Below are 17,535 nucleotides of genomic sequence, written 5' to 3'. Positions count from 1 at the left end.
CCGCGCCCGGCGGCAAGGACGAACGGGCAGTAAGGGAATTTCGTGAAGCGACGCAGTCTGCTGTCACCGCTATTGCCGGGCGCCTTCGGGCTCCTGCTACTGATCACTCACCCGGTTGCCACGGCAGCCGACGACATAGACCCAGCATTGCGTACCATCGGGCCATCGCTGTTGCGCGATGCTCCCGACGCCATTCCTGCCCGCCCGCCCTCTGGCCTGGCTCCAGGCCAGGGGGACCGCCTGGGGCTGGCCGAGGCGGTACTGGCTGCCGCGCAGTGGCACCCGAGCATCGCCGAGGCCATAGGCAACCTGTACAAGCAGGGCGAAGGCATCAACGTTGCCCGCGCCGGCTACTACCCGCAGATTTCAGGCGGTATCCGCACCGGTTACGACAGCGGCTACGGCGGCGACCGCAACAGCCAGGCGCTGAACCTGTCGCTCAAACAGATGCTGTACGACTTCGGCAAGGTCGACAGCGCCGTCGACGCAGCCCAGGCCGCCGCTGCCAGGGCCCAGGCCAACATCCTGCTGGTGGTCGATGACCTCGCCCGCGATACCGCCTACGCCTGGATCGAAACTCGCCGCTACGAGCAACTCATGGTCATTGCCCGCGACCAGATCCGCGGTGTCGACGACATTGCCGGCATGGCACGCCAGCGCAGCGACATGGGCGCCAGTACCCGCTCCGATGTGGTCCAGGCCGAATCGCGGGTTGAAGGCGCACGGGCCACCCTGGAGGAATACCAGGCGCAGTACCAGCGCTGGCGCTCGATACTGGCTGCCCTGCTTGGCCGCGCGTCGCCACCGGCCCTGGCCGAAGAAACGCCGCCGGAGCTGAACCAGGCCTGCAAGCGCCCGGGCAATGGCGATGACCGCCTGCCCGCCGTGCTGATGGCCCTGGCCTTGCGTGCGCAATCCAAGGCCGAACTGGCCCAGGCCAAGGCCGAGGCCTATCCGACCCTTTCGCTGCAACCGCAGGTCAACCACTACCTGGACAACGATTACAACCGCGACAACCGCAGCCTCGACCGGACCCAGGCCGGCATCTACCTGAACCTCGAAGTGCCCATCTACCAGGGTGGCGCCATCAGCGCCCGCACCCGCGCCGCCGGTCATGCGCTGACGTCCGCCGACTCGGCCGAGGACGCCGCGCGCCTGCAGGCACGCCGAGGCCTGGCCGAAGCCATGGCGCAGACCTCCGGATTGGGCCGCCGGCTCAGTTCCCTGGAAGCACGCCAGGTCAGCATCCAGGAAGCCCGTATGCTTTACGGTCGGCAGTACCTGGACCTGGGCACACGACCACTGCTCGACCTGCTCAACGCCGAGCAGGAAATCTATCAGTCACGCTTCGACCTCGCCGGCACACGCTCCGACCTGCTGCGCCTGGATGTCGACTGCCTGTACAACACCGGCGCCCTGCGCAGCGCCTTTGGCCTGGAAGGGCGCAACCTGCAAGGGGTGGAGATCGAGCCATGAACGATACCGTCAATCTGAGCCAGGCCAGTCAGCAGCCCCCCGAGCAGGCGACGGCCCACCGCCCCGACCTCGGGCCGTGGCTGGAGGTGATGCTCCAAGTCGCCCACCACTACCGCCTGGACGTCTCGCCCCAGCGCATCCGCCTAGCGGCGGTTGAAGATGCCCGGCCACTGGATGAGATTCTTCGCCACATGGCACGCCAGGCGGGCCTGGCGCTGCGCTTCGTGCGCTTCGACGCCAAGGGTCTGAAGCAATGGCGCACACCGCTGGTGCTGGACCTCGACGATGGCCAACTGGCCGTGGTCGAAGCGGTGACCGAGGAAAACGAACTGGCCGTGGTGTTCGCCGGTGACCAGCGCCTGACCTCGCGCCTGCCGCGTTCAGCGCTCGACGGGCGGATCAACCGGGTGGCGCTGATGCGCCCGGCACGGCCCTTGCGCGATGTGCGCACCGATGACTACACCGCGCCCTATGACCGCCACTGGTTCGCCCGCATCGTGCTGCGAGACCTGCGCCCCTATGGGCAGGTGATGGTCGCCTCATTGGTGGCCAACGTGCTGGCCCTTGCCGGGGTGCTGTTTTCCATGCAGGTGTACGACCGGGTGATCCCGGCGGAATCGTTGCCGACCCTGTACGTGCTGTTCGGTGGCGTGGTGCTGGCGCTGGTGTTCGATTTCAGCATGCGCCTGCTGCGGCTGAAGGTCACCGACCTGCTCGGCAAGCGCGCCGACCTGCGCGTATCGGACCTGGTCTACGGCCACGCCCTGCGCCTGCGCAACTCGGCCCGGCCGAAGTCCACGGGCTCGTTCATCTCGCAATTGCGCGAACTGGAGTCGATTCGCGACCTGATAACTTCCAGCACCGCCACGGCCCTGGCCGACCTGCCGTTCTTCCTGCTGTTCCTGTTCGTGTTCTGGCTGATCGGCGGGGTACTGGTGCTCATTCCGCTGGTGGCGCTGCTGGCAATGGTACTGCCGGGGCTGCTGGCCCAACGCCGGCTGGCACGCATGGCCAACGCCTCGATGCGCGAATCGTCCCTGCGCAATGCCATGCTGGTGGAAAGCATCCAGGGCCTGGACGAAATCAAGGCGCTGCAGGCCGAGGCACGCTTCGAACGGCAGTGGAACCAGTACAACGCCGCCTGCGCCCACACCAGCCTGCACCTGCGCACCCTGACCAACGGGCTGGTGACCTGGACCCAGAACGTGCAGGGCGCAGTGTTCGCGGTGGTCATCGTCATCGGTGCGCCCATGGTGATTGCCGGCGACCTCACCACCGGTAGCCTGGTGGCGGCGTCGATGCTGTCGTCGCGGATGATGGCGCCACTGGCCCAGCTCACCCATGTGCTCACCCGCTGGCAGCAAGCCAAGGTAGCGCTGCAGGGCCTGGACAAGCTGATGCAGTCGCCGGTCGACCACCCCGAGGGCGAAGCCCGCGTGCACCTGCCTGCCATTCGCGGCGAATACAAGCTGCGCCAGGCCAACTTCCGCTATGAAGCCGAAGCTGCGCCGGTGCTGAGCATCGGCCAGCTCGACATCCAGCCGGGCGAGCGCATCGCTGTACTTGGGCGTAATGGCGCGGGTAAATCGACCTTGCTGCAGGCCTTGGGCGGGGCCATGGACCTGGTGCAAGGCGAAATCACCCTGGACGGCATCGCCCTGGCCCACCTCGACCCGGCCGACCTGCGCCGTGACGTCGGCCTGCTGCCCCAGTACGCGCGGTTGTTCCACGGCACCCTGCGGGAGAACCTCACCCTCGGTGCCGGCCAGGCCAGTGATCAGGAGCTGGTCGCCGCACTGGCCGCCACCGGCGCCCTGGACTTTGTCCGGCGCCTGCCCAAGGGCATGGACCACCTGATTCTCGAAGGCGGCCTGGGCCTGTCGGGCGGGCAACGCCAGGCCCTGGTGCTGTCACGCCTGCTGGTGCGCCAGCCACAGGTGCTGCTGCTGGACGAACCCACCGCCTCGCTGGACGACATGACCGAACGCAAGCTGCTCGACAACCTCGACCGTTTCTGCCAAGGCCGCACACTGGTAATCGCCACCCACCGCTTGAGCGTGCTGCAGCGGGTCGAACGGATCATCGTGCTGGATGGCGGGCGCATCGTCGTCGACGACAGCCGTGACGCCGCCCTGGCGAAACTGCAAGGAGGCCAGGCATGAGCAACCATGAACTTCCCGCGTCCTACCTGGACGGCCAGGACGACCAGGCGGTGCTGCGCGCCGGCCGCATCATCACCCTATGTGCGCTGATGCTCGCCGTATTCCTGGGCTGGGCTGCCTGGTTCGAGGTGACCGAAGTGTCCACCGGCACCGGCAAGGTGATTCCCAGTTCGCGCGAGCAGGTGATTCAGTCGTTCGAAGGCGGCATCGTCGCCGAGATGAACGTGGCCGAGGGCGACCTGGTCGAGCGCGGCCAGGTGCTGGCCCAGCTCGACCCAACCAAGACCGCCTCCAGCGTCGGCGAGAGCGAGGCCAAGTACCGTGCGGCCAAAGCCAGCGTGGCGCGGCTGCGCGCCGAGGTCACCGGCAAGCCGTTGAGCTTCCCCGACAGCCTGCGCGACTCACCCGAGCTGATCGACGCCGAAACCGCCCTTTATGAAACCCGCCGTCGCGGCCTGGAGCAGACCCTCGCTGGCATCGAGGACTCGCTGCGGCTGGTGCGCAGCGAACTGAAGATCACCGAGAACCTGGCCAAGATGGGCGCCTCCAGCCGCGTCGAGGTTATCCGCCTGAACCGCCAGCGCTCTGAGCTTGAGCTCAAGGCCAACGAAGCGCGCTCCGACTACCTGGTGCGCGCCCGGGAAGAACTAGCCAAGGCCAGCGCCGAGGCCGACAGCCTGTCGGAAGTGATCCGCGGGCGCAGCGATTCGTTGTCGCGCCTGACCCTGCGCTCGCCAGTGCGCGGCATCGTCAAGGACATCGAGGTCAACACACTTGGCGGAGTGGTGCAGCCGGGTGGGCAAGTGATGAAGATCGTACCGATGGACGAACGACTGCTGATCGAAACCCGCATTGCACCACGGGACATCGCCTTCATTCACCCCGACCAGGCGGCCAAGGTGAAGATCAGCGCCTACGACTACTCGGTGTATGGCGGGTTGGATGGCAAGGTGGTGGGTATTTCGCCAGACACCCTGCAGGATGAGGTGAAGCCGGAAATCTACTACTACCGGGTGTTCATCCGCACCGAGCAGGACAGCCTGCAGAACAAGGCCGGCAAGCGCTTTGCCATCGTGCCAGGGATGATCGCCACGGTGGATATCCGCACCGGCGAGAAGACCATTCTCGATTACCTGATCAAGCCGTTGAATCGTGCCAGGGAGGCGTTGCGCGAGCGCTAGGGGCCGCTGCGCGGCCATCGCCGGCAAGCCGTCTCCCACAGGACGAGCACATTGGCAGAGCCTGTGCTGTTCCTGTGGGAGACGAACGACAGTGCCCTCTCAACCCTTGCCGCGCTCGACAGAGTAAGTCACCGACATGTCCACCTCTTCGAAAGGCAGAATGTCTTCATTGGCCACGCTGAATTGGAACGGGAACGCCTTGAATTCCTGGGTTGGAATATCGGGTGCCGGCGGCGTACCAGACGCTGCTGCGAAATGAAGCGTGACCAGATCCCCATCGCGAAGCGGCGCGGTATTGGGTATATCGAACACCGCAATGGCCGTGTCGGAAGGCAAGAAGGCATCGTCGCCAGTGCCCTCCAACTGGGCGCAGGTTGGGGCTGGGTAGTGCACCTCGCCGCTATCGACCACGTTGTAGACGACCTCACTCGACAAGCGCCGCAGATCAAATTCGGGGGTGAACACCGAATAACTCAAGGTCAGCGTGCCAGTCACCAGCGGCTCCAGGAAGGGCAAGCTGACGTCAAACACAAGCTCCGTTTCTTCACCGCCCGGCGGGACTATCAGCTCTGTACTCCAGGTCATGCCCTCGCCATCGCCCACTTGCCCCGTCCAGAACAAGGTAACCTCATCGGCCTCCCGCTGACCTGAATACAACGGAATGCGTACATGCACCACTTCTTCGGTCAGCTCAGCGAGGTCGATGATGTCGCCAACGGCCTCCTGCAGCACAGGTGGCAGCAATTCAAAGGATTTACCGACGATCGAGATAGAGCGTCTTTTCGATGGCCTGGCCGCTCCCCCTGCGGCGGGTTGCGACTCGTAGAAGACGTTTGCCGAACCATTGACCACCAGGGCAGCCAGTGCGAAGGGCAGTTCGAAAAGCATGTCGCGAGTGTTATTGATGATCCTGGCCGGCCAATCATAAGGCACTGGCATGGCATCGGCATCGGCAGTCAATCCGATCCAGTGCATGGTGACCGTATCACCCCGCACATAGCCGTCATAGACTGGGAGAAAAATGACCACATCAGCGCCATCCAACGCATCCAGGTCCAACCGGTAGGGAGGGTTTTCTGCACCTTCGACCTCAGGTGCCTCAAGGGCATTCGGGTCTTCGACCGTTACGTAAGCAGGAGGCGAAGGGCGCGAGTAGTTCCGTACCTCGTCACGGATCTCGTAATAAACCAGCAAATTATCGCCGCTGCCGCCGCTCTCGATGATATCTGCAGGCACTCTGAAGACCACTGGATCACCGATGGCATCTCCCTCTTTAAGTGGGTCGCGCTTGGAGCGCACCCCGTTCCAGACCAGCGTCAGTTCATCGCCAGTTTGCATGAACTCCCACGCTTCTACTGTGACCATTACCTCCGTTTCGGGTGATTCGATTTTCGAAGGGTCTATGAAAGGGGCACTCAGGAACTCATTGATCGGCGTCTCAGGCCTGGGGTCCAGACCGCCAGGCACTTGCAGGTCGATCAGTACCTCACGATAGTTTGAAAAGCGGAGGTCATCGGATTCTGGATCGTAAATGGAATAGTAGAAGTAACCAAAGAACGGTTCAGGAAACTCACGCACTGCCGGGGGTTCAGGCAGGCGTTCAAGTTTGAGAGCCTGCAGGAACCTGGGGTGATGCTCGGGTTCCAGTTTACGTACAAGTTCAAGTACGAGGTCATCTGGGATTTTCATGAGTTCACGCGTTGCGGCGAAACTCAGCCATCCCCTCTCGACAGTGGCCTCATCCAATTCATAAAATTGAATCCGATCCTCCTCAGGGCCTTCCTGCGGTGGGGTGGGCGGCTTTGTAAGGGTCCAGAACAAACTGATGTGGTCGCCCTTGCGAACGACTTCTGGCAGACGTGCGCTCATCGGCACGGGACGTGTCGGATCGAAAAGCTCGTTCCAACCGAGGCCCTTGCGTTCGTTGCCCGGTGAATCCATGTCGGAGATCACAAGTGGGTTCAAGTCATTCTCGAGTTGATTTCCACTGCGTTCGTTGCCTGGTGAGTCCGTGTCGAAACTCACATTTTTTTCGGCAATCTTGAGTTGATCAAGAAACTTTTCTTCTGCGCTCATGGTGGGTCTTCTTCATGGGTGAAAAAAACGACCGCGCGGCCCATGCGTGCGGCATTGGCGACTGGGAGAACAACGATCTTTCACATCCCAGTGGCGTACCTCAAATCTATCCAGTAATGGGCACTTCGTAACCTGGCATTTTTACTAGTTCACAACCACAACCCTTGGCAATACGCTTATTGCCCACCTCTGTCGAAAAAAGTCCTGAAATGAGTATTTCCTACCCGATTTCGTCTAAGGTCGCCCGCCCACTGCCCGTTACCGAAACCGAGCGCTTCCATCAGGTAAACCAAGGTTGTATTTATCATCAGCTGGTTTACGTTTCGATTACTGCCGTATGGGGTAAAGCCTGAGTTATCGAAGTTACAGCTGCAGGAAAGTAACGGGGACCGGCAGTCTACTATTACCGGGGGTTCATCCGTACCGAGCAGGACAGCCTGCAGAACAAGGCCGGCAAGCGTTTTGCGATCGTACCGGGGATGATTGCCACGTTAGATATCAGAACAGGCGAGAACCCCATCCTGGACTACTTGATCAAGCCCATGGAAAGGACGAGGGAAGCCTTGAGGGAGCGCTAGTCCATACATCGATAAAAACGGAGAGGGGCTTTCGCCCCTCTCTTTTTTCACACTCAGTTTCTACTTGGACTCGATGTTCACCTGGATCCCGACCAAACGCGACAACCCACTGACCTCGCCGTCCTTGTCAGTCACGCGATAGCCGAAGTAAAGCCGCTGATTGTTGCCCACCGCCAGAATGCGCTCGCCGGCGAAGTTGATCGGCGTCTTCTTGTCCGGATCTTCCACCGTACTGGAGCTCAGATAAATGCCGGAGCTTTCCGCCTCGCTGGTCCCGACCCAAGGCTCGATGACATCGCCCTTGGCGACCCCGAAGTAGGGGTTGACAGCAGCGACCAGCACACCTTGTTCCAGATCATCTTCACTGATCCCGCTGCGTTGTTCCTCAGTGAAGGCAATCGGAGGGAGGCTGTTATCGGAGTCCGGAAGTGCGTGCTTTGGAGGGGCGCCTGTCATGCTCGCCATAACACCCGATGCTTTGGCGAAAGTCGGTACCTTGCAAAGACCGCCCGCCGCATTCATTGCGAATCGGACGAAGGCTTCGACATGATTGCTGTTGCGACCAAAGTCGTTGGCAAGGGAATAATTCAGCTTCGCACCGTTACGACAGATGTAGTAGGTTATCGCATAAGGCAGCGCCACCTCGAAGAAACCATCGTCAATATGCGACTGCTCCAGTGGTACATCGGTTGCCGTGATCCTGGACTGTTCGATCTCGGCACCAGGAGGCGTGGGAGGGCCACTCTGATCCCCACTTTCAACCCCCACGAAGTTGTAGCTGATCGTTGGATTGAGGGCCAAGCCGATATTGGAAACATCCGTCAACGGAATACGCACGCTGGTACCTCTACCACCAACCTCCGCGTTGATGATATTTCTGGCGCTTTTTTCCCAGAAATCACCCGCCGCCAGCTGGTTACCATCACCCGGCAAAGCATTTGATGACGTAACCTGCACTTTCTGGATGGGCGATCTGACCGTTACTGGCACGCTGCCCCCGCCCTCGACAGGCAGTTGGCGGGTCAACGTGAACCAAGTCTCCACGCTCCCTACGCCAATGGCCTCTATCACATCGGTGAAGGGGATCGGAATCGGAATATTCGCGCCTTCATTGGAGTCTATCACCGTGATCGAAGCGATCTCTGGGTTCGAGATAGTCCCCCAATGCATCTGGATAACATCGCCCACCAGCCAGATTGGACTGTTGTCCGTACCTTGACGGTATGCTGTAGCGACTGCGTCTTTGCCAAAATCCGTCGGCTCGATGGTATTGACCGGGCTGGCTCCACATAGAATAGACGGCAACCTGATATTGCCGTGCTCTGGGAGTTCTGGATTGGGATCGGGATCCGGGCCGCCAGGTGTTCTCAGGTTAACCGGCACATCGACTGGCGGCGATTCCTGCATTGGATTAACGCCCCGAGTCATCTGATAGAGCACTGGGATGGCCGCACCATCACCCGCCGTAGCCACGGTGGCATAGGGCACTTCGATGAAGGCCACGGGCAAGTCTGGGTCACGATCAATATCGGCTTGGGTCAACTCATAGTGGTCAATCGGCAAGCCCCCCCAGACTACGACGATCCTGTCATTAAGCGCTGCACCGTCGTAACGCGGAATCTCCACGGCCACACTGGGGATAGCATCGTTGTAAGTCACCAGGCCGTCTGCTGCCTCAGGTACCACGGGTGCTTCGAGGGACGGCAAGTTGATGAAGACATCGATCGCCGTCACGTTGGACAGCGGGCTCTCATTACCCGCAAAGTCGGTCACGCGATAACCGAAGTACATCGCCTGAGCATCGCCAACGGCGTCTAATTGTTCCCGCGTGAAACTGACCGGAAGCTGCATTTTCGGATCAGTCACGGTGTAAGTCGGTGCCAGGTAGCTGCCACTGGCCGCGCTGTCGCCGAGCCACAATTCAACGACGTCAGATTCTTCGCCAAGGTGGTAAGGATCGATGATCACGTTCAATTTACCATCGTCATCGAGATCGCTGGCGGTGATGCCACTGAGTTGATCATCAGTAAAGGCAATCGGCGGTAGCTCGTCGCCGCCTGCAAATTGGCGATCGAAGCGTACCATGACAGGTACGCCGGCCGCCTCGCCATGCTCCGAGTCCGTGTCGAAAAGGTAATAGTTCAATGAAACTGTGGTATTCATACCCTGTCCAGGGAATTCGGTAGTCTTGTAATAAAGATCAAACTTGATAAGGGTGGGGTCGCTCAAATCATACGACTCAAGATTAACCGGTTCACCAATATGGTTATCCGGATCTCCGAAATCATTATTGATGAATAGTTGAATAGATAACGAGTTCCTGAATTCTGCCCCCTTGGGCACCTCTACCAGCAAATCAGCGGCCAACTTTTCGATTGGAATGATCCCACGAATCGGATCACGGTCCGGGACAACAAGGCTGTCCAACATTAAGGGTGAGATCCCACTATGTCGTGGCGCACTACTTTTTGAAAGTCGAATTGGAGCGTTCATCTGACACCATCCTTTAAGGTGAGACGTTAATATTCAAGCGCCATGCATCACGCGACGTGTAATGACCCAGTCGGGTATTGGCGGAAGATCGGCGATACCCCACGGGTAACGCTTAGGATGATGCTAGTTCGCATCGACTTGCCTGTAACCTAGCATTTTTACCAGGTAGCCCACGGCCTCTAATGCGGGTAAATATCAAGGTATTGAATGGGCCACACGTAACCCAGGTCTTGGCTGTATAACAACGAGCTTATGGGGAAACCAGCATGGACGTTATTGACCGCGAACCCTCACAACGATTTCTTTTACTTCTCCTGTGCATCGGTTTTCCCGGCACCTTGTACGCAGCCGACCTGCCGCCCGGTAGCAACGTCACGGTTCGCCCCGGTGACCCGGTCGAGCGCTGGACGCTGGATGCAGCCAGCCTGACCATCGAGCCCGGTGGCCAGTCGCTTGGGATCCTCGCCAACCCCGGCTCGAACCTCACGCTCGACGGCGCCACGGTGAATGGCGGCAACCTGCGCGCGGTGGTGTTGACGGAAAGCCAAGGCACAGTCCGCAACTCCACCGTGATCTCCGACAGAAACACGGCGTTGTCAGTGGTCAGAGGGGTGGACGATTCAATCCCGGGCTCGACGGTACTCGTGGAGAACACCACGATCAGCGGAGCAGGCCGTGGCCTGAATGTCGCTGGCGGCAGCAGCGCAACCGTCATTGGCTCGCGCATCACCGGTACCGGTGCCGTAGGCGGCTCCATTGCCGGCAGCGGACTAGGCGTAACACTGGTTGGCGGCGAAGCTGTCTTGCGTGATACCACCGCCACCGGCAGCAATTGGGCGGCAGGGCTGTTTTCCAATTCACCCGGCACTGCAAACCCGCATCTGGTGCTGGAACACGCCAGCCTGGAATCGAAAACCGGGAGCACGATCGTGGTCAGCAATCTTGGCCGTGAACCCATGCTCGCCACGATAGAAATCCGTGACGGGTCATCCTTGCAGACCGCCAACGGCACGCTGGTGGAAGTCGGCCTGCCCGGCGACTTGCCCGATCGAGTGGCACAGGCGCAATTGACGGTCGATGCCAGTACCCTGGTGGGCAATATCCAGGTGGCCAATGGTGCAGTGGCGGATGTGCTGATGAGCAACAACGCCTCCCTGACCGGTAATCTGAACAATGTTCGCAATCTGACACTGGATGCCAGCCACGTGAGCGGCAACCTCATTCAAGCCGAAGGTTCGACTGCCACGGCAACCCTGCGGGCAGGTTCGACGCTGAGCGGCAATGTGCAAAACATCGGCAGCCTGCACCTGGACGCCAGCAGCCTGAGCGGCAATGTGGTCTCGGCGTCCGGTAGCAGCACGGCGGTGACGCTTGACCAGGGTTCGAACCTTACTGGCTCGGTCATCAACGTGGGAAGCCTGGCGTTGGACAACAGCCGTATGACCGGGGACATGACCCAGGATGTGAACACACCGGGCACCCTGAGCCTGAGCAATGGCTCGCACCTGACCGGCACGCTCGATCAGGTTGGCAATACGGTCATCCAGACAGGGTCGACCTTCGACATGGTCGGCGATTCCAAGGTGGCTGGTTTGCGCCTCGATGGCGGTACCGTCAATTTACGCGGTGGTAACGGTGCATTCCGTACCTTCACCGCTTCAGGACTCGAAGGCAGCGGCACCTTCGTGCTGGGTACCAACTTGGCACAAGGCCAAGGCGACCTGGTGAACATCGAAGGCCAGGCCGAAGGCAACCATCGCCTGGCAATCGTCAATACCGGGGTGGAACCGGCCAATGATTTTGCGCAACGGGTGGTGCATACCGAAGGCGGCAACGCCCGCTTCGCCCTGCTCGGCAGCAATGGGCTGGTAGACCTCGGCACCTTTTCCTACGAGCTGGAGCAACAAGGTACCGATTGGTATCTAGCGCAGCATTCAATTCCAATCATTTCTCCTGGCACGCAAACTGCCATTGCCCTGTTCAGTGCAGCGCCGACGGTCTGGTATGGCGAACTCAGCACGCTGCGCAGCCGGATGGGTGAATTGAGGAAAGGTTACGGCCAGGGTGGATTCTGGGCACGCACCTATGGCAACAAGTATCGCGTCTCGGCCGACGACCAGGTCAACTACGAACAGATCCAGCAGGGTGTGTCATTGGGTGTCGATACCACGCTGCCAAGCCAACAGGGCAAATGGCTGGGCGGCCTGCTGGCTGGCTACAGCAACTCTGAGTTGAACATGCAGCAGGGCAGCAACGGCCGTGTCGATAGTTACTACGTAGGCCTCTACACGACCTGGCTCGCAGACAACGGCTACTACCTGGATGCAATCCTCAAAGCCAACCGCTTCGACAACAAGGCCGATGCGCGAATGAGCGATGGGGAAAAGTCCAAGGGCAACTATGACAACTATGGCGTGGGCGGATCGATCGAAGCCGGTCGACACTTCACGCTCGATGACGGCTGGTTCATCGAGCCTTACCTGCAAGTATCGGCGCTGTGGGTAGAGGGTGAGCACTATGAACTGGACAATGGCCTGCAGGCCGACAGCAATCGCGCCGATTCATTGCTTGGGAAATTCGGTACGCACATCGGTCGAACGCTGCCACTGGACAAAGGGGGGTTCGTGCAACCCTATGTGAAGCTGGCAGTGGCCCGCGAGTTCGCGCGCAACAATGAGGTCAACGTGAATCGCACGACTTTCCATGACGACCTGTCCGGGAGCCGAGGGGAAGTCGGTGCCGGGGTTGCCGCACAACTCACTGACGTACTGCAGCTGCACGCCGACATCGATTACAGCGACGGCAAGAACATCGAACAACCGTGGGGCGTGAATGTTGGGCTTCAGTTCGCCTGGTGATCCGCTGAAGATGCAACCACGCGTACATTATTGAGGGCTTTTCTTACAACCTAATCAGTGTTTTCCTGCGGGATCTCGTAACTCTTTCCGGTCAAATGGCGCCTCGATTTTTTAACCGAGAACGCCCATGAACCCTGTGAAAGCCTGCACGTTGGTTGCCTTCGGGATTGCTTCAGTGTCTCCCGTACTGGCCAACCAAACCATCATCCTTCCACCTAACAGTTCCTACACCGTACGTGAAGGCAGCCCCGTCACGCGCTACGAACTGGAAAGAAGGGCCACCCTCAATGTATTGCCAGGCGGCAGGACCAACAGGATCTTTGCCGCTCAGGGTTCCCGCGTGAACATGCAGCAGGGCAGGATCGACTCGGTCGGTATTCATGCCCTCACCCTGAGCAACAGCCACGCCGTCATCGATGGCAGCACCATCGTTGCCACCGTCGACCCCTCAAAACCCGATGCCACAGCGTTCGGCATCACCCTCATCGGGGCAGAGGCCTCCACGGCGCGCATCAGCAACAGTACCGTGTCAGGCGTTGGCCGCGGCATCAATGTGACCAGCAGCGCGATACTGGACCTGAGCAACACCCAGGTCGACGGATACGCCGGAGGGCCTGGCAGCGGCGCAGTGACGGGCGGCGCCGGGGTGGTAGTGGCAGGCGCCACTGCTTTCGTGCGCAACGGTAGCGTGGTATCGGGCGACAACAACGGCGTGGTGCTTTTCTCGAGTTTCACCGGGTCTAAAGAGCAGGGTGCGACGCTGGTGCTCGATCAATCTGCCGTGGTGGGACGTCAGGGCAGTGCCATCAAGGTCATACAACCCGCTACCAATAACGAGACCGCCTACATCGAGATCAACAACGGCTCGACGCTCTCGGCCGGTAATGGCGTCATCCTGGAAGTGGCCGAAGGCGCCAGCGCCAATGCCCTCGTCAACAACAGCCACCTGACCGGCAACATCGTCGCCGAGCAAGGTGCCAGCCTCGACCTGAGCTTCGCCAATCAGTCCAGCCTGACCGGCAGCATCGAGAACGCTCACTCCTTGTCCATCGACGGCAGTTCTTCATGGATCATGACCGGCGACTCCAGCATCGACAGCCTGAACCTCGCCGGGGCACAGTGAACCTGCGCGGTACCGAGGGCAGCACCGGCTTCAGCCGCCTGCAACTGGGCGAGCTGTCCGGCAACGGCACCTTCATGCTCGGCACTGACCTGGCCAGCCAGCAAGGCGACTTCCTCGATGTCACCGGCAAGGCCAGCGGTAATCACCAACTGCTGGTGGCCAACACCGGTACCGACCCGAGCACAGACGTGGCCGCCCACCAGGTGGTGCACACCGGCGAAGGCAGTACCTCGCAATTCGGCCTGATCGGCGGGCAGGTGGACTTCGGCACCTTCGCCTATGAACTGGAGCAGCGCGGCGATGACTGGTTCCTGGTGCGCAAGGGCAACACCACCACCCCCGGCGCCCGCTCGGTCACCGGCCTGTTCAGCGCCGCGCCGACCGTATGGTACGGCGAATCGACCACCTTGCGCGGGCGCATGGGTGAGTTGCGCAATGGTCAGGAGCAAGGTGGCGGCTGGCTGCGTAGCTACGGCAACAAATACAAGGTGGCGGCGGGTGCCGGCGCGGCCTATGACCAGGTCCAGCAAGGCATCGCCTTTGGTGCCGATGCACCGATGCCTTCGGGTAATGGTCAGTGGCTGGTAGGCGTGATGGGCGGTTACAGCCGTTCGGACCTCGATCTCTCGGGCGGAACCACCGGCAAGGTCGACAGCTTCTACCTGGGTGCCTACACCACCTGGCTGGCGGACGACGGCCTGTACATCGACGCGCTGATCAAGGCCAACCGCTTCCAGAACAAGTCGGATGTGCGCATGAGCGATGGTCGCAAGGCCAAAGGCGACTACAGCAACAACGGTATCGGCGCCTCGGTCGAAGTGGGCAAGCACATCAAGCTCGACGATCAGTGGTTCGTCGAACCGTTCGCCCAAGCCTCCGTGCTGTGGGTGGACGGCGCCAGCTACAGCCTGGACAACGGCATGCGTGCCAGCAGCCACAGTGCCGATTCGATGCTGGGCAAGGTCGGGACCCATGTCGGTCGCACCTTCCCATTGCGTGATGGCGGCTTCGTGCAGCCCTACGTGAAGGTGGCCGCAGCCCATGAGTTCGCCCGCAACAACCAGGTCAAGGTCAACGGCAACACGTTCGACAACGACCTGTCGGGCAGCCGCATGGAGCTCGGCGCAGGGGTCGCCGCGCAGGTGACCGACACCGTGCAGATCAATGCCGGTTTCGATTACATGAAAGGCAACAACATCGAACAGCCCTGGGGTGTGAATCTTGGCGTACGTTACAACTTCTGACATTTGAGGGGCCGCAAGGCCCCTTCTTTTTGCCTAAAGCCTGGCCCGCCGAGGCCGATAGCCTGTCATCCCCCGTTTCCCACGAAGGTCCCCATGGCCACGCAAAACGCTCGCGCGGACTCGCTGTCCCTGCTGCTGTTCACCCTGCGCAGCGGCAAGCTGATGGCAATCAACCTGCTCAAGGTCAGCGAGATCATCCCCTGCCCGCCGCTGACCAAGCTGCCCGAATCGCACCCCCATGTGAAAGGCGTGGCCACCCTGCGCGGCAACTCGCTGTCGGTGATCGACCTGTCCCGCGCCATCGGCGAACGGCCGCTGGCCGACCCCGACGGCGGCTGTCTGATCGTCACCGAGATCAGCCGTTCGCGCCAGGGCCTGCATGTCCAGGCCGTGAGCCGCATCGTCCACTGCCTGAGCACCGACATCAAACCGCCGCCCTACGGCTCAGGCAACCGCTCGTACATCACCGGTGTAACCCGGGTGGACGACAACCTGGTGCAGGTGCTGGACATCGAAAAGGTCATCCACGCCATCGCCCCGCCAGAACCGGTGGCGCACCCTGGCGAACTCAACGAAGAAGACGCCAGCCTGCTGGCCGCCGCCAACATCCTGGTGGTGGACGACAGCCAGGTGGCGCTGCAACAGTCGGTGCACACCTTGCGCAACCTCGGTATCGAGTGCCACACCGCACGCAGCGCCAAGGATGCGATCAACGTGCTGCTGGAGCTGCAGGGCACCGCCCAGGAAATCAACATCATCGTGTCCGACATCGAGATGTCGGAGATGGACGGCTACGCCTTCACCCGCACCCTGCGCGAGACCCCGGACTTCCAGCACCTCTACATCCTGCTGCACACCTCGCTGGACAGCGTGATGAGCGCCGAGAAGGCGAGACTGGCCGGGGCCAATGCGATCCTCACCAAGTTCTCTTCGCCCGAGCTCACCGACTGCCTGGTGGTCGCCGCCCGCACCGTGGTATTTGCCGAGCGCTGAAAATCCGTGTTGTTATATTCAGCGACAAACTCCCTGGCCCATGGCCAGGGATGACTCGGGCATAATTCGCGCCCCTCGGATCTTCGTCGGAACCGTGTCATGAAGTACTTCAGCTCCCTCCTGATCGCTTGCACCCTCTTCAGCACAATTGCTCAGGCCTCGAGCAGCCAGGCCTGGAACGAGCAGCGTCAACAGATGCTCAAGGCATGCCTTGCAGCCAGCCAGTTCAAGGATGCCCACGCCCGCGGCAAACCCGCAGAGTTCGATGACCAGGTCGGCTTCAGCGCCCTGCTGGTCGAAGGCGTATACCCGCAGAAGCACATGCAGCAACGCACCGGCACCGAGTTGTGCCTGTACGACCGCCAGCAGCAGCGCGCCTTCGTCAGCGAATGGAACCCGGACGCCAAGTGAGCGAAAACCTGCGCTTTGCCTGTACCGGTTGCGGTAAGTGCTGCACCGGCCACCATGTGCCACTGACGCTAGACGAGGCGCGCCAGTGGGCAGCCTCCGGTGGCCAGGTGGTGGTATTGATCGAGGCGTTCGTGGTCGATGGCCCAGGCATGCCGGCTGACCAGCGCGAGCATGTGTTGCGCCGCTCTCACCCGGTGCCTTGCGGTGACGGCGAGGTGCGGGTCGCGGTGACCTTTGCCGCGTTCAACCCCGGGCGCTGCCGCAACCTCGACGATAACGACCTGTGCACCATCTACGAAACTCGGCCGTTGGTCTGTCGTATTTATCCCGTGGAGATCAACCCGCACATTCCACTGCGGCCGGAGAACAAGGACTGCCCGCCTGAAGCTTGGGAACAAGGCCCTGAGCTGATTCACGGCGCACAACCAGTCGACCCGCAGCTGGCGGCCTTGGTACAGGCCTCGCGCCAGGCCGACCGTGACGACATCGCGGCCAAGGTGGCGATATGTGAGGCGTTGGGGATGACCTGCAGCGCGCTCAAGGGCAATGGGTTTACCGCTTACCTGCCGGAGATGGCGGCGTTCGCGACGGCGTTGCAGCAGATGCCAGTGGGCGACGGTGCAGCGTGGACCTTGCACGTGAGCGATGAAGGCTTGGCAGGGGCGCTGCATGCGCTTGGCATGCGGACGACTGGCGAAACACCGGTCTATTACGCCTTCATCGGATTCTAGGGAGCCAGGGCCGGCCCTATCGCCGGCAAGCCGGCTCCCACAATGTCGAGAACTGTGGTGTACCTGGGGGAGCCGGCTTGCCGGCGATAGGGCCGCTCCTGACACTCCACCCTGCGAAACTGTCAGCGCTGTCAGCCAGCCGTCACGCTGCCGACCGGGTTGTGGGGCTATAAGCTTCAGTACAGACAACCGTTTCCCATCCTCTTGGC

At 61.0% G+C, this 17,535-nt stretch carries 11 protein-coding genes and 1 pseudogene; 10 read left to right on the top strand and 2 right to left on the bottom strand.

Annotated features, from left to right (window positions below; genetic code table 11):
• Window positions 1-42: 42 nt before the first annotated feature.
• The 3 genes from KU43P_RS04410 to KU43P_RS04400 are packed head-to-tail and all read left to right on the top strand — an operon-like array spanning window position 43 to window position 4,819.
• Window positions 43-1,476 (top strand): TolC family outer membrane protein, encoded by a 1,434-nt coding sequence (locus KU43P_RS04410; RefSeq protein WP_317661223.1) that lies wholly within the window; start codon window positions 43-45, stop codon window positions 1,474-1,476.
• A complete protein-coding gene (locus tag KU43P_RS04405) occupies window positions 1,473-3,638 on the top strand; it encodes a type I secretion system permease/ATPase (protein WP_317661222.1) in 2,166 nt (721 codons plus the stop codon). Before KU43P_RS04410 ends, KU43P_RS04405 begins: the two co-directional genes overlap by 4 nt.
• Window positions 3,635-4,819 (top strand): HlyD family type I secretion periplasmic adaptor subunit, encoded by a 1,185-nt coding sequence (locus KU43P_RS04400; RefSeq protein WP_317661221.1) that lies wholly within the window; start codon window positions 3,635-3,637, stop codon window positions 4,817-4,819. The genes KU43P_RS04405 and KU43P_RS04400 overlap by 4 nt, the downstream gene beginning before the upstream one ends.
• Window positions 4,820-4,918: 99 nt before the next feature.
• Here KU43P_RS04400 and KU43P_RS04395 read toward each other — a convergent pair whose 3' ends face one another.
• Window positions 4,919-6,895 (bottom strand): hypothetical protein, encoded by a 1,977-nt coding sequence (locus tag KU43P_RS04395; RefSeq protein ID WP_317661220.1) that lies wholly within the window; start codon window positions 6,893-6,895, stop codon window positions 4,919-4,921.
• Between the two features lie 389 nt (window positions 6,896-7,284).
• Between KU43P_RS04395 and KU43P_RS04390 the strand changes: the two are divergent.
• A pseudogene (locus KU43P_RS04390) lies at window positions 7,285-7,473 on the top strand (secretion protein HlyD); the annotation flags it as partial.
• A 60-nt stretch (window positions 7,474-7,533) separates the two neighbouring features.
• Here KU43P_RS04390 and KU43P_RS04385 read toward each other — a convergent pair.
• Entirely contained in the window at window positions 7,534-9,903 is a 2,370-nt protein-coding gene (locus KU43P_RS04385; protein WP_317661219.1) for a hypothetical protein, read from the bottom strand.
• Between the two features lie 329 nt (window positions 9,904-10,232).
• Here KU43P_RS04385 and KU43P_RS04380 point away from each other — a divergent pair, with 329 nt between their 5' ends.
• The 6 genes from KU43P_RS04380 (at window position 10,233) to KU43P_RS04355 (ending at window position 17,326) form a co-directional block, all read left to right on the top strand.
• On the top strand, window positions 10,233-12,824 hold the full coding sequence (locus tag KU43P_RS04380) for an autotransporter outer membrane beta-barrel domain-containing protein (protein ID WP_317661218.1): 2,592 nt from the start codon (window positions 10,233-10,235) through the stop codon (window positions 12,822-12,824).
• Between the two features lie 127 nt (window positions 12,825-12,951).
• On the top strand, window positions 12,952-13,947 hold the full coding sequence (locus KU43P_RS04375) for a hypothetical protein (protein ID WP_317661217.1): 996 nt from the start codon (window positions 12,952-12,954) through the stop codon (window positions 13,945-13,947).
• Window positions 13,944-15,191 carry an autotransporter outer membrane beta-barrel domain-containing protein gene (locus KU43P_RS04370; RefSeq protein ID WP_317661216.1) on the top strand — a complete coding sequence of 416 codons (1,248 nt, stop codon included), beginning with the start codon at window positions 13,944-13,946 and terminating at the stop codon, window positions 15,189-15,191. Before KU43P_RS04375 ends, KU43P_RS04370 begins: the two co-directional genes overlap by 4 nt.
• A gap of 93 nt (window positions 15,192-15,284) precedes the next feature.
• On the top strand, window positions 15,285-16,184 hold the full coding sequence (locus tag KU43P_RS04365) for a chemotaxis protein (RefSeq protein WP_317661215.1): 900 nt from the start codon (window positions 15,285-15,287) through the stop codon (window positions 16,182-16,184).
• A 99-nt stretch (window positions 16,185-16,283) separates the two neighbouring features.
• Window positions 16,284-16,595, top strand: a complete 312-nt coding sequence (locus KU43P_RS04360; RefSeq protein WP_317661214.1) for a hypothetical protein — start codon at window positions 16,284-16,286, stop codon at window positions 16,593-16,595.
• Window positions 16,592-17,326 (top strand): YkgJ family cysteine cluster protein, encoded by a 735-nt coding sequence (locus KU43P_RS04355; RefSeq protein WP_317661213.1) that lies wholly within the window; start codon window positions 16,592-16,594, stop codon window positions 17,324-17,326. The genes KU43P_RS04360 and KU43P_RS04355 overlap by 4 nt, the downstream gene beginning before the upstream one ends.
• The last annotated feature ends 209 nt before the right edge of the window (window positions 17,327-17,535 follow it).

The organism is Pseudomonas sp. KU43P (assembly GCF_033095865.1).
Taxonomy (GTDB): Bacteria; Pseudomonadota; Gammaproteobacteria; order Pseudomonadales; family Pseudomonadaceae; genus Aquipseudomonas.
The sequence above is the reverse complement of the archived record's forward strand: the minus strand, read 5'-3'. Positions and strand labels throughout refer to the sequence as shown.